A 13,126-nucleotide genomic window follows, 5' to 3' on the forward strand; every position below is an offset into this window, starting at 1 on the left:
AACTTCGCGAATCTTGGGTTCAACTTCCCCTTCCCTCCGACATATACTACCCCTGAGAGGAGGTATGACAGAATGGATCGTTTTATTCTTTTGTTAGTAGCGAGTATTTTATCCGGGTTTGCATTGTTGAAAGCTCCTTTAGCAGGGACATTTCTAGCGAGCATTGCCCCGGTAACGGACGTCATTGGCATATTAGCAATTCTCATATTCTCTCTTTTCCTAATATATAAAGGCGTCATGGAAATACTCGGGAAGTAAAAATATTGACTCAGATTTTTTTCTGAGTCTTTTTTTATGGTTATTACTTAAACCAGATGTTAAGAATTTTTTTATAGCCCTCATGATCGATTTCCTCTTTTGTCAGCTCTCCATCCTTCCAATGTGTAAAGGACGTATCGGTTAACGTTACATTTCCGTCATCAGTCCTTCTTGTCAGCAATGGATGCTTGTTAAAAGGGGAATCTGAATGGTTGGCAATAATTGTTTGAATGTCATTCAATTGAGTCACATTCTTTATGGGATCACCCGAATCAAAAGCATATCCGGTTCTCCATTCCGAATGCTTATACTTTAATTTCATTTCAAAGATATAATCTCCATGTGGGCTGTCGAGCTCTTTAACTCTAAACTCCCCATTTGAAGAGACGACCGCTTCTCCCGATAATGGTACTGGTTTTAACGGGAGATTCCCCCCAAAACCTGTATCGATCACATATGTTGTATCTTTATGAGAGACTAAAATGACCACATGGGTTCTTCCTATCGTCTCGTACTGCTCTTTATCATGATTGTAAACAACTCCACGAACAAGAACCGCATCGAATTGATTTTCGATCAAAAATAAATAAAACAATGAATTCAGTTCATAACATAGACCACCTTCGTTCTTTACAAGCATCTTATTCACTAGATTTCTTTTGGTAAGATTTGTGAATGCATTTCCAATAACGCATAGATTTTCGAATGGGATACTTTTAGCTGTCTCTTCTAAAATCGTATCCAGTTGGTGAAATGATATTTTCCCGGTGGTTGGATAATGTATTCTTTTGCGAAATAATGTATTTAGATCGGTGATGGTGAGCCCTCCATTTCTACCTTATGCTATATCTGTATATTATTTACTCTATAAGAAAAAACAACCTGTATGCCAATGTCACAGTTTAATTCTCAACTTACCAGACTGGGCACGGGATACACAAGACAGAATCGAGCGATGGTCATTCCGTTCTTCCTCATTCAGAAAGGAATCAGCATGATCGACTTTTCCCTCTAACACTTTTAATTCACACGTCCCGCACCGGCCGGCCCGGCAGGAATAGGGTGCCTTGATCCCAGACTCGAGCAATGCCTCTAATAAAGTCTCTTTTTCTGAAACATGAACGATTTGACCATTCGTTAATTCCACTTTAAATCTTCTCCGTGTTAATGACTGTGGAGAGGTGAACCGTTCGTAATGAACACTCGATGAAGGATATCCGATTTCCAGGGCGCTTCTGGTAAACTTTTCGATAAATGAAGGGGGACCACAGAAGTAAACGTGGGTTCCCACTCTGTGTTCCCAAAGACTTGCATCCGTTAATCTCTTTTCTTTTGAAAAATAAAAGTGAGTCTGCTCAGGATAAGTTTCCGATAGAAAAGAGTAGAAAGGGCAAGCCTCTCTCGATTTCGCTGCATAATGGAGTTCGAAGGTCCGTCCCTCTTCCTTAAGTTCTGCCATCATGGACATGAAGGGGGTAATGCCGATTCCAGCGGCATAGAATACATGATGTTTTGCTTTGAAACTCAGTGGGAAATGGTTTTGTGGAAATCCCACCCGCAACGTGTCCCCCTCCTTCATCCGTTCATGCCAGTAATAAGACCCTCCCTGTGACGATTCATTTAAACGGATGGCAATTTGATAGGCTGCCGATTGACCAGGTGGATTCGTTAAGGAATACGATCTGGCAATGGTCTGCCCATCCAGCTCAACATATGTAGTGATATGGGATCCCCCGCTAAAATAAGGAAGGGCTTCGTGATGTTCATGGAAAAGCGTAAACCTCTTGATGTGAGGGGTTTCCTGATGAATGGACCTGACTTGGACGGGGATCGTTTTATTAATATTCACTTTCCATCACTCCCCGTTTCAAAGGTAGCATAACCGAGGTATGACCCCCGTAATGGAGAGTAATGGTCGGAAACGGACAGCATTAAGTGACAATGGGAACAGGTCGTCGGGAGTTCACCCAATTTTCCCCTGTCAATCTTTGTTTTCTGATGGCATTTGCAACAGAAAACATCAATCATTCTGACACCGTGACCAATAAACTGCGTTTCCTCTTCAGAAAAACCACATTCCAGAGCCAGATGCTTGAAATCTTCCAGTTTACTCCAATCCATTGCTATGTAAAGTAAAGTGCCCATCTTCTGATCTCGCAACCATAGTGTGATATCTGTTTCTTCCTTTTCACCAAGATACACCACTTCAAAAGAGACATTTTCCTTCATCACTTTTTTAATGATGGGAGTCAGTCGTTCCAATCCCTTATTATCACCACAAAATAAATACTTTCGTTTGCCCGTGACGAACGCTGGCTGCGTCCCGGTCTTCATTTCATCACCCGCTTCTTGTTCAAATACTCTATGACCACATCTTGAAATAAGGAAATCCCTTTGTAATCAGAGATATGTGAAGGAAGCTCCTGCAGGATCTGATAAAACTCTTCAGTCCATTCCGGGTTTCGAGTGAACTTTTCCAGTGAGAGGAGGTGGGTATGAATCGTGAACAGTAATCCATTCGAACCCGGTAAACGGAACAGTTTCTGTACCTCTACCCGCAAATGAACGAATTCACCCGCATTTTCTCCCGTTACCAGACTTCTGTTCTTCCCCCACTGATCAAAGGTTTCAAGTGAAGTATCCAAGCGATTTCCCGCCATTAACGACCAATTCCTCCTGACCCATGGGTCTCCTGCTTCCATACGCATTAAAAACGTCAGAATCCGCTGATCCAAGCCTTCTTCTTTAAAACCTGGAATCGGTTTATGAATCTCCTTAAAACTCATTCCAGTATTAAACGCAAGGGACCAATTAGCAGGAAAACAAAGCTGTCCCGCATCCAAGTATAAATCCCCATCCCGCTGCATCATGAAAATCAGGTCTTCTTGCACATGTCGACCGATAAAATCGAGTGGTTCCATGGATAAAGTGGATTCATCCCCTAATATAAAGGTTGTTTGTTCATTTAGAATGTGATTGTGGAACGTCCATTTCCCCTCATTTTTGTCAAGGGAAAACTGTTGAGGATAGTACGTAGTAAGATGTTGAATGACCAGCTCTGTTATCTCCCATTGAGCTTTCAAGGTATGCCGCTGGGACTGAAAGCACCGCTCGGGATGATGCGAAAGCAGATCCCGTTTAAGTTTGATTTCTTTTTGATAAGACGATGTAATCTCCACACTGCTCGGCTCCTCCAAAGGGACAGAATTATTCGAATACCGATACACCTCCCCCTTAAAGGGATAAGGAAACGAATTCACCTTTACCATACAACCACCCTTTTTTTACAGAAAATTCTTACTTTTATTTTATCGCATGGAGGGACTGACCTCAAGAGGTCCGTCCCTCAGCTATACTTTTCTTTGTACCTGCTCAGAGTGATCAATGGCCATATCCATTGATAGCTATGGTAATGGATATAAAAGTTCCCAGGCAGGCCTACTCCCGTGGGGTACGTTTTGGATGAGTCATCTGCTTCTCCGTTCATGAATTCGAGAAGCGCCATGATGCCCAGGTCAATGGCGGGAGTGGGTTTGTCTTCGATACAGATGAGAGATTCAAGTGCCCATGCGGTTTGTGAGGGTGTACTGAAGGAAAGAGGCACGTATGTCTTTTCCTGATCACTGTAACAGGATTCTCCCCAGCCCCCGTCTTTATGTTGAATGCTTTCCAGCCAAGCTTTTGCTTTTTGGATATGTTTATCAGAAGAAGGTACTCCCGTTGCTTTCATTCCCGTGATGGCCGCCCATGTTCCATAGATATAGCAGACGCCCCAGCGCCCGTACCACGATCCATCGTCCTTTTGCATCAGCTTCAGCCATTGTACCCCTCTTTTGACCTGAGGATGGTCCATGGTCAACCCTGCCCGGTTTCCTAGAAACTCCAGGGCTCTTCCTGTTAGATCAGGGGTTGATGGATCGATTGCCGCTGCCTCTGCCCCGTCCATAGGAAATGAAGTAAGGATACCTTTTGTCTTGTTTTTTTCAAAAGCCGGCCAGCCTCCATCACGGTTCTGCATACCAAGTGTCCATTCGAGCCCACGGTCCCACGATTGCCGCACAAGTGGTTTCTCAGCAGCTGAATAGGTAATGGCCCTGAGTGCAGCCGTCGTATCATCCACATCAGGGTGAATGCTGTTGCTCTTTGAAAAGCCCCAGCCCCCAGGCTTCGCTCTGCTCTCCATCGCCCAATCCCCATACCGGAAATGTTGTTTCTTAAGAAGGTACTCCACCGCTTTCTCTATGGAGTGTTCTCGTGCATCCACTCCTGCCTCCTGAAGGGCATAGCTGATCAAGGCTGTGTCCCACACGGTTGAGGGAGAATTTTGAATATGAATGCCTTTCTTCGTTTCGCTGGCCATCTCTTTTAATCCACTCATTGCCTTTACGATGATAGGGTCACTCTTTTTGTATCCCAAAGCCAGCAGGGAATAAATCATATAAAACGTTGTGCTGAAATAACTAAGATACGTCCCATCGGGTTCTATTCTTTGCAGCATATACTGCTGGGCGAATTGCCGGGCCTGTTGATGAAGATGGGTTGGAATACTTATTAAGGACTGTAAACCCTCATTGATTTTCGAGAATAATTTCAGCTCCCTTGCACTGTATCTTACTTCATGTGGTGTCCGGGACAGATGTTGTATTTGTGGAATGCTGTTTGATTTTAACGAGAACCCCTGATCCTTCAGCAACAGCAGTGGTGCCAAGTGAGCTCGTGCATAGCTGCTGAAATCCCAGAAATTCAAGGGGAATTGCTTCGGAATCATTAAAAACTCGATGGGAACCGGAAGCAAATGCCTCCAATCATATTGTCCATGAATGGCAAGCATGAATTTCGTAATCGAGTGCGCCCCGTGAATGCCACCCTTTTTCTCTATGAAACGCTGGGCTTTCTCCAGTCTCTTGTCCTCCTTCTCCACCAATCCACTAAATAAGAGGGCAAAGTATGCCTCGATCGTTGAAGACAGATTCCCTTCCTTCTCATCATCAAAAAGCTTCCATGTCCCTTCCCTGGATTGTACTTTCCAAAGTCGGTTCACCAGCCGTCCCACAAGCTCTTCCTCATCCACCTCAAGGGAACGCAGAAGAATGATCATATATGCATCGGTCATCACGCTATTTTCAAAGCAGAAGGACCAGCTTCCTTCTGCATTCTGTCTATGCTGAAGATCACTCACCTTTTTATGAATCGTGTTCTCAATCTTCTTTTTCATACATGTATCCTTCCTCCCGATATCTGCTCTGATGTAATGTATATGTGAAGAATGCGGGTACTAGTAGTGAGATACAAAGAAGAGCCTGCTCTCCGGTTGCGGGGCAGGCTCTTTCTATTGTTCTTCTTCTATTTTCTTAAAGTAGTAGCTTACAAGCTCGGGATAATTCTCAAGCTCTTTTTTTCCTTGCTCCGTTATCTGGTAAACTCCCCTTTTTACCCGCTCAAACCAGCGGTAATAATTCTTCTGAAGAATGGATGGAGTTTTCGCACCAGTCCCCAACTTGGCTAAGTTCCTCGGTGACATGGGACCGTGTTTTTCAAGGTAACAGGCAATCTGAATACAGTTTTCCTTGTAAGCCGTCATGATTTTCGTTTTATTGCTGCCGCCTACATTGTAATCTGCACTGCGCCCTTCGATTTCTTTTACAAGAGCTGCCCGTTTCCGCTTACTGTTCTTCATACTCTTATTCCGGTCAAAGGTTTCCGGATGTATGACAAAATCAAGCTTAGGCGTTTTCGTTGTAAACGATACGGTAATCAGACCGAGCTCTAATCTGCGCACCAAGTGACAGACATCGTTCCACCGCTTTGACCGGGGACGCTTTGGTTTCGGGATTGCAATGTATACAAGGTCTGTGAGTCTCTGCCGCTTTGTCGCTTGAATAAGAAGTTCGACATTCAATGAAAGCTTCAATTCTACAATCACAAGTTCATCTTCCTTAAAGGCAGTCACATCACAATCGTTCACTTCACCGTTCACCTGGTAACCCTGTTTGTGAAAATGTTTTTGGATCGGTTGATAAAGATCCGATTCTTTAAGTTTCTTCATGGTAAAAACCTTTCTGGGAAAGAATTCTATAGGTAAAGTATAGACTATTCGAGAGATTTTTGCAGTTTGGAAGAAAAAGAGACCCCAACTCCTGGTTCGGAAGTTGGGGGGAGCTATTGGAAATGGTTTATCTACCGTTTTTGGGATATACCAGCCGTTTGAGAAATATACCTGCCAAAATCAGCTTTTATCTGCCATTCTACAAAAAACGACAGGTCCCCTTTCCTTATCCTATCCTCGAATCCTCTCAATTTCATCAGCCACAAACTGCACCGACGTGCCGACAATCACTTGAATGCTATTTTCCCCAACTACATGAATGCCCGGCACCCCTGTCGCTTTGATCCTAGCTTGATCTACGGCATCCATGTCCTTCACCTCCACTCTCAATCTGGTAATGCAGTTATCTACGGAGGTTACATTTTCATCCCCACCGAGTCCTGCATAGATCTCAGATGCCATCACAGCAAACTTTTCGTCTTGAGTGAGCACCGCTGCACTCTCCCCTGCTGCTTCTTCGCTGTCTTCTTCACGCCCCGGAGTCATAAGATTGAATTTCGCGATCATGAAACGGAACAAGAAATAGTAGAGAAGGGCAAATACGACACCTTGTATGAGCAGCATGTACGGAAGATTCGCTAACGGAAGTCTTGAGCTTAGGACAAAATCGACGAACCCTGCGCTGAAGCCGAACCCTGCCGTCCACTGAAAGAAGGAGGCAATGGCCAGGGATAATCCTGTCAACACCGCATGTGCTACATAAAGGGCAGGTGCAACAAACATGAAGGCAAACTCCAGAGGCTCAGTCACTCCTGTGAAAAAGGAAGCAAAACCTGCTGCCAGCATCAGTGAAGCCACCTGCTTCTTCTTACTTGGCTTTGCAGCATGATAGATGGCGAGCCCCGCTGCAGGAAGACCAAACATCATAACCGGGAAGAACCCAGCCTGATACATACCCGTCACACCTTTTTCACCCTTACCTGACCAGAAGTTTCCGATATCATTGATACCGGCAACGTCGAACCAGAACACAGAATTTAAGGCATGATGCAAACCTGTAGGAATTAATAATCGATTAAAGAATCCATATAAACCTGCACCCGTGAAGCTTAATCCACTGATTTCCTTCCCGAATGAAACAAGAGCAGTGTAGATGACCGGCCAAACAAACAGCATCACACCTGATACAACCAGCATGGCAACAGCCGACATGATCGGAACTAATCGTTTTCCGCTAAAAAATGCAAGGGCATCCGGAAGCTTCACGTGACTGAAGCGATTGTACATAGCTGCAGCAACGATCCCTGACAAAATCCCGACAAACTGATTACCGATTTTCTCAAATGCCGGATTGACGGCTGCGGCATCCACACCTTGAAGCAGTGCAACTGAGTCCGTTGAAAGGAGTGTCGTAATCACGAGATAAGCGACCAAGCCGCTCAGTGCTGCAGAACCATCCTTTGTTTTGGCCATACCCAGTGCTACACCGACTGCAAACAGAATCGACATATTATCAATGATCGATGCGCCAGCTTTGATTAAGAAGGCTGCAATCGGACTATCCGCGCCCCAGCCAGTCGGATCGATCCAATACCCAATCCCCATCAGAATCGCAGCAGCCGGCAATACGGCAACCGGAAGCATCAACGAACGACCAATGCGCTGAAGATATTTCATCATTTTGTTTTCCCCCTATCAGTCCATTTTTCACTTTAAGATGTTTTGTCTAGTAAATAGGACAAAACCTCTCCCATAAAAAATATTCTTGTTCCACCCTGTTTAGAAGTGAATATTCAACCCCTTTTATAGGATTTTTCCAAATGTTTGACCGTCATATTGACCAACAGGATCAATAACGAATAAGCGATTACAGGGAAAAACACGATATACGGCTCCAACAACAATTCACCGTATTGACTTCCGATCAAACCCGCCCATTCATATGTCGCGCTTGAATATGCATTGAACTGATCATGCTCCTGTCCCGAAGTAATAACCGTCCCTCCTATAAATATATGAAAAATAGCTAGATGCAGCAGCAGGTTGAGAACCTGTACGAGCTGCCTGCCTGTCAAAATGATGAGTCTAGGGAAGAGGTGGAGAAAAACATGTCTTTTTGCAAGATGAAAGGATGATCCACCAAGGACACGGGCACTATCCATAAAATCAAGGCAATAAATATGCCGTACAGTTTCTCCGATCATTTTTGCAGTAGTTGGTACACCTGCCATAATGAGAACAATGAGCTGTAAAAGAAGAGATTGAGTCATTGTAAGGGGCGGTGCACTTCTCAACTCATACAGCAAAAAAGGTGACAGCCAGATGATCGCTACCAGTGACTGGGGCACGAAGGTGAATGCTTGCAGCAGTCCTTCCACCCATGATGAAGTGAACCAATTTTTAAGCCAGACACCAAGGAAAGTCGCAAGGATGATTCTACATATGGTGACCAGTAACGCAAATAACATCGTCCACTTCGCCCCGATCACCAACAAATAAAACAGATCACGGCCTTCCCGGTCTGTTCCAAGCCAATACAAGCTTGAAGGCAGATATGGAGTAGTATCCACCACTGTTCCATTTTCGTCATACAGAAATGGCTTGGCGACGGGTTCTTCTTTTACAATTGGCAAGATTACGCTCACAAGAATAATCGTAATGAGTAGATATGCTGGAAGCACGCTTGATGATTTCAACCATTCCCTCCTCCCTTCTTTCCATAAAACCGCTGCCGATAATGGATTGTTCCTTTTACCACAATAAATAGTGGTGTCATGAGGAGTATCAGCATGAATGCCCGTGATGCCGCTGGCTGATCTCCTATGATAAATCTCATGATCCCGCTACTATTAAACAGGAATTCGAGGACAACCAGATTTGTCACCAGGACTAGGATGATGACGGGTAAATGTGTCAGGCACTCCATGACCGTATTTTTAAAAATGTGATGAAACGAAATGGCAGCATTGGAGATCCCTTTTGATTTCGCAAAGAGTACATAATCCTTTTCCATCTCTTCTTTCATGAAAAGAAGGTTCATTTTAAGGAGATAAATGCACGGGACAACACTCAAGGTTAAAAGTGGTAAGAGATAAGCCGGTTTATCATCTGTGGAATAGGCTGCCGCAAGTTCGATTCCTGTTTGTTTATAAAACCACACAACAGATAATTGAATACTAAAGATAAAAAAGACGTCTGGAAGTGATTCAAGAATTCCTACTGTGGCAAGTATTATTTTCTTCAAAAATGGAGGGAAATGTATATACATCATACTCGCTATCATTACAATGAATACTGCTATAATAAAGCTTCCCAGAAGCAAAGTTAAACTATAAAAATAGGAATCTGTTATATAGGGAAACAAGTCTATTGTGACCGCCTGCTGATGGAATTCCTCGGACCTTACTTCGGGCATTCTGGCGTAGGATCGGGTCTCTGAATGTACATAGTATGAAAGTGTGTGCGGCTGCAGAATATTCTTCATGATCGTTAGAATAGTTGATGTAAAGGTATTTAAGCCTCCTATCATTGCAGGAGAAGCCAGTAAGAGAATGATGCCTATGCACGTCAATCCATATTGTCCAATTTCTTTTATGAGTTTCAACATAAACATAACCCCTTAAGTTAAATCCGACTCATAAATAAATTCTTCTAATAAAGGAAGCGAGATGAACTGACTAAGATCCGCCCGTAGTGACTCCATCCTCTCTCTGTTACCCGAATAAAAAATGTAATAGCCTTTCCGTTCACTCGTCACCAGGCCGGACTTTTGAAGAGTTTTAATATGACTGGAAATGGTCGCTTCTGCAAGGTCATGTTTTTCCGCAAGCTGTTTTGTGCTGTACGGATGCATGAAAATATCCCGTAAAATCTTTAATCTTGTTGATTCTCCCAAGGCTTTGAACATGAGAACTAAGTCCGTGGGCGGCTCATCATTTGAAGCTTCCGGCTCAGGCACTGCCACGTGCAATCCGAGGCATAGCCTGCCAGGATATACTCCGAGCATGACATGTGGGGTAATGAAGGTAGAAGGCTGCAATGTGAGATGGGAATATTCTTTTAACGAAAAACGGTACGTCTCACCCTTTTGCACCTTAATGGTTGAGCCTTTTAGCGTAACATCCGGATGAAGCTCATTCAGTGCATCGAAAGAAGACTGATCAAGCTTTTGCTGGAAAGTGGCGGATGCCCTCTTAATCCAAGGGTGTATACGGAATAATTCCCGTTGGAATATCTTTTCGTTGTATTCGTATAGGAGCTGGTGAATGCGGTCCTTCCACTGCTTCGGATGCTTCAGTAAATCTTTTTGATGATGGTTCAGGGGCGACATGCGATTATCTTTCCTCCAGCCTTGAAGCGATTCAACACTGTACTGCTCTCCCAGCATATAAAAAACGAAGGTCTCATCAGGAATTGAACAAATAAACTCGATAGCTTCCTCAGTAGAGGACTCATTAAGCTTGTATTCGTTGCGGATGTTCATGAGATACAACCACTCATAGGTCAACAGTCCAATCATGCGAATATCAGAGACCATCTCTTTTGAAAGTGATGCCTCTACCTCCATCGCCCACTTCCCGCGATAAGGATGATGAACCGGATTACACAGCACATGCAAACTCGCCACCAATTCATTAAATGGTGAAAACACAATTTCAATCCCCATAAGAACCCCACCTTTAACTGATTCGTTATTTACCTAATCAAATTCTACAAATGGATAAATTAAACATAATTTACGGTATGTGGAGATATCTGTCAAGAGTGATTTGAGGGACGGACCTTGGGGGAGAGTTTTTGTGGAAGTGGGTTTGTCGCCATTTCCATAAAATAGAAATATACGCGATTACTATTGAAAATAACGAAATTATTGAAATTATGACGCAATTACCAAGAAAACGACGCAATATACTTATAAATGACGCAATTGCATACCAAAATGAAGCAATTATCTCCAAGAACTCTATATAAAGCTTTGCCTATACCTTCTAATGGACCCATCAGACCCTTTTAATAAGGTTTAAGTGCCTTTTCAGAGCCCTACGAATGAAATTACATCATATTTACTTTACTAAAGGCTACTTCCCTCACTTTTCAACGCCCGTTCAATCCACATCCTCGCAAAAGAAACAACCATCTTCTACCGTAATTCACTACTTAAAGGATATTGAGGGACGGACCTTGGAATTCGATTGAAGAAATGGTGTGGTTATGAGGATTGGAAGTGGTCGATGGGGCTTGAGGAAGGTCCGTCCCTCTTTAAACACGCAAAAAAAAACCCCCGTCAGGTATCAAGCCCGACGGAGGTCCGTCCCTCAATTAAGGTAATTCAGTTGTACCCATGAGGTAGCGGTCGCATTCGCGGGCTGCTTCACGGCCTTCGTTGATTGCCCAGACGATAAGGCTTTGGCCCCGGCGCATGTCTCCTGCAGCGAAGACACCATCGACGTTGGTCAGGTATTTGCCGTACTCTGCTTTCACCGTTGAATTGGTGTTTGTTTCGACATCAAGCTCTTTGATTAGGTCTTGTTCCGGACCACTGAATCCGATTGCCAGAAGGACAAGATCAGCTGGCCATACTTTTTCCGTTCCGGGAATTTCATCACGGATTTTGTTTCCATCTTCGTCATAACGAAGCTTTACATTAATCGTATGAACTTCCTTGATATGACCATGCTCGTCACCGACAAACTTCTTGGTCATGACAGCATACGCGCGTGGATCTTCTCCAAGTACTTCTGCTGCTTCTTTTTGACCGTACTCCACCCGGTGAATGACCGGGTATTGCGGCCAAGGGTTGCCGACTTCATCACGCATGGCGCCCTTTTTATCATAGATATCAAACTGAGTGAGGCTTTTACAGTTATGTCTTACCGAAGTGGCCAAACAGTCTGTTCCTGTGTCCCCGCCACCGATGACGATGACGTTTTTCCCTTCAGCAGAAATATAATTTCCGTCTTCCAGGTTGGAATCCAATAAGCTTTTTGTATTCGCATGAAGGAATTCCATTGCGTAGTGAACGCCTTTCAAATCCCGCCCATCCACTTGTATGTCACGATGAACGGCGGCTCCTCCGCAAAGTATTACCGCATCAAAGTTTTCACGCAGGTTTTCGACTGTGTAGTCTTTCCCGACCTCCGTATTCGTAACGAATTCAATGCCCTCTTCTTCTAGAATATCGACTCGGCGCTTAACGACTGAATAAGGCAATTTCATTTCTGGAATGCCATACGTTAATAATCCGCCTACACGATCATTCTTTTCAAAAACGGTCACAAGATGACCTGCTTTATTCAATTGAGCAGCTGAGGCCAATCCTGCAGGACCTGATCCCACGACCGCCACCCTTTTACCGGTGCGGTATTCGGGTGGTTCCGGAATGACCCAGCCTTCTTCAAACCCCTTTTCGATGATCGAGCGTTCCACGGTTCTAATCGCAACAGGCGGCTCGTTGATTCCGAGTACGCATGCTCCCTCACATGGTGCAGGACAAGCAAAACCGGTGAATTCGGGAAAGTTGTTCATCTGATGCTCGCGCTTAAGGGCTTCTTTCCATTGTCCCTGGTACACAAGATCGTTCCATTCCGGTATTAAGTGATAAACAGGGCAACCCGTTGTTGCTCCGTTGATTTCCATTCCAGACTGACAGGTAGGAACGCCGCAATCCATACAGCGCGCCCCCTGTTTTTTGACTTCTTCTTCCGAAAGAGGAGAGGTGTAGTCGTTCCAATCCTTCGTTCGTTCAGCTGGATTTCTTTCATCCAATGTTTGTCTTTTATATTCCATGAATCCAGTTGGTTTTCCCATAATATCCCCCTCCCT

The 13,126-nt window shown here is 44.2% G+C and carries 12 protein-coding genes; 1 reads left to right on the forward strand and 11 read right to left on the reverse strand.

Features of this window, described 5'->3' with window-relative positions; genetic code table 11:
- Positions 1-72: 72 nt before the first annotated feature.
- Positions 73-258 carry a hypothetical protein gene (locus tag RSX31_RS18720; protein ID WP_315635638.1) on the forward strand — a complete coding sequence of 62 codons (186 nt, stop codon included), beginning with the start codon at positions 73-75 and terminating at the stop codon, positions 256-258.
- A 43-nt stretch (positions 259-301) separates the two neighbouring features.
- On the opposite strand, the gene RSX31_RS18725 is transcribed toward RSX31_RS18720, so the two are convergent.
- The 11 genes from RSX31_RS18725 to RSX31_RS18775 all read right to left on the reverse strand — a co-directional run bounded on the left by RSX31_RS18725 (position 302) and on the right by RSX31_RS18775 (position 13,111).
- Entirely contained in the window at positions 302-1,075 is a 774-nt protein-coding gene (locus RSX31_RS18725) for an arylamine N-acetyltransferase family protein (RefSeq protein WP_315635827.1), read from the reverse strand.
- 78 nt (positions 1,076-1,153) lie between these two features.
- Positions 1,154-2,107 (reverse strand): PDR/VanB family oxidoreductase, encoded by a 954-nt coding sequence (locus tag RSX31_RS18730; RefSeq protein ID WP_315635639.1) that lies wholly within the window; start codon positions 2,105-2,107, stop codon positions 1,154-1,156.
- Complete coding sequence (locus RSX31_RS18735; protein WP_148968054.1) at positions 2,104-2,592, reverse strand: dimethylamine monooxygenase subunit DmmA family protein; 489 nt, start codon at positions 2,590-2,592, stop codon at positions 2,104-2,106. Before RSX31_RS18735 ends, RSX31_RS18730 begins: the two co-directional genes overlap by 4 nt.
- Positions 2,589-3,437, reverse strand: a complete 849-nt coding sequence (locus tag RSX31_RS18740; RefSeq protein ID WP_315635640.1) for a heme-dependent oxidative N-demethylase family protein — start codon at positions 3,435-3,437, stop codon at positions 2,589-2,591. The genes RSX31_RS18735 and RSX31_RS18740 overlap by 4 nt, the downstream gene beginning before the upstream one ends.
- A gap of 167 nt (positions 3,438-3,604) precedes the next feature.
- Positions 3,605-5,473 carry a squalene--hopene cyclase gene (gene shc / locus RSX31_RS18745; protein WP_315635641.1) on the reverse strand — a complete coding sequence of 623 codons (1,869 nt, stop codon included), beginning with the start codon at positions 5,471-5,473 and terminating at the stop codon, positions 3,605-3,607.
- 114 nt (positions 5,474-5,587) lie between these two features.
- Positions 5,588-6,304, reverse strand: a complete 717-nt coding sequence (locus tag RSX31_RS18750) for a DUF2161 domain-containing phosphodiesterase (RefSeq protein WP_148968051.1) — start codon at positions 6,302-6,304, stop codon at positions 5,588-5,590.
- Between the two features lie 231 nt (positions 6,305-6,535).
- Complete coding sequence (gene nagE, locus RSX31_RS18755) at positions 6,536-7,984, reverse strand: N-acetylglucosamine-specific PTS transporter subunit IIBC (protein ID WP_148994373.1); 1,449 nt, start codon at positions 7,982-7,984, stop codon at positions 6,536-6,538.
- A 113-nt stretch (positions 7,985-8,097) separates the two neighbouring features.
- Positions 8,098-9,000 carry an ABC transporter permease subunit gene (locus RSX31_RS18760; protein WP_315635642.1) on the reverse strand — a complete coding sequence of 301 codons (903 nt, stop codon included), beginning with the start codon at positions 8,998-9,000 and terminating at the stop codon, positions 8,098-8,100.
- Complete coding sequence (locus RSX31_RS18765; protein WP_315635643.1) at positions 8,997-9,911, reverse strand: ABC transporter permease subunit; 915 nt, start codon at positions 9,909-9,911, stop codon at positions 8,997-8,999. Before RSX31_RS18765 ends, RSX31_RS18760 begins: the two co-directional genes overlap by 4 nt.
- 12 nt (positions 9,912-9,923) lie before the next feature.
- A complete protein-coding gene (locus tag RSX31_RS18770; protein ID WP_148994376.1) occupies positions 9,924-10,970 on the reverse strand; it encodes an ArsR/SmtB family transcription factor in 1,047 nt (348 codons plus the stop codon).
- Between the two features lie 653 nt (positions 10,971-11,623).
- Positions 11,624-13,111: a glutamate synthase subunit beta gene (locus tag RSX31_RS18775; protein ID WP_148968049.1), complete on the reverse strand. Its 1,488-nt coding sequence runs from the start codon at positions 13,109-13,111 to the stop codon at positions 11,624-11,626.
- Positions 13,112-13,126: the final 15 nt, after the last annotated feature.

It is taken from the genome of Rossellomorea yichunensis, assembly GCF_032337515.1.
GTDB classification, from domain to species: domain Bacteria; phylum Bacillota; class Bacilli; order Bacillales; family Bacillaceae_B; genus Rossellomorea; species Rossellomorea yichunensis.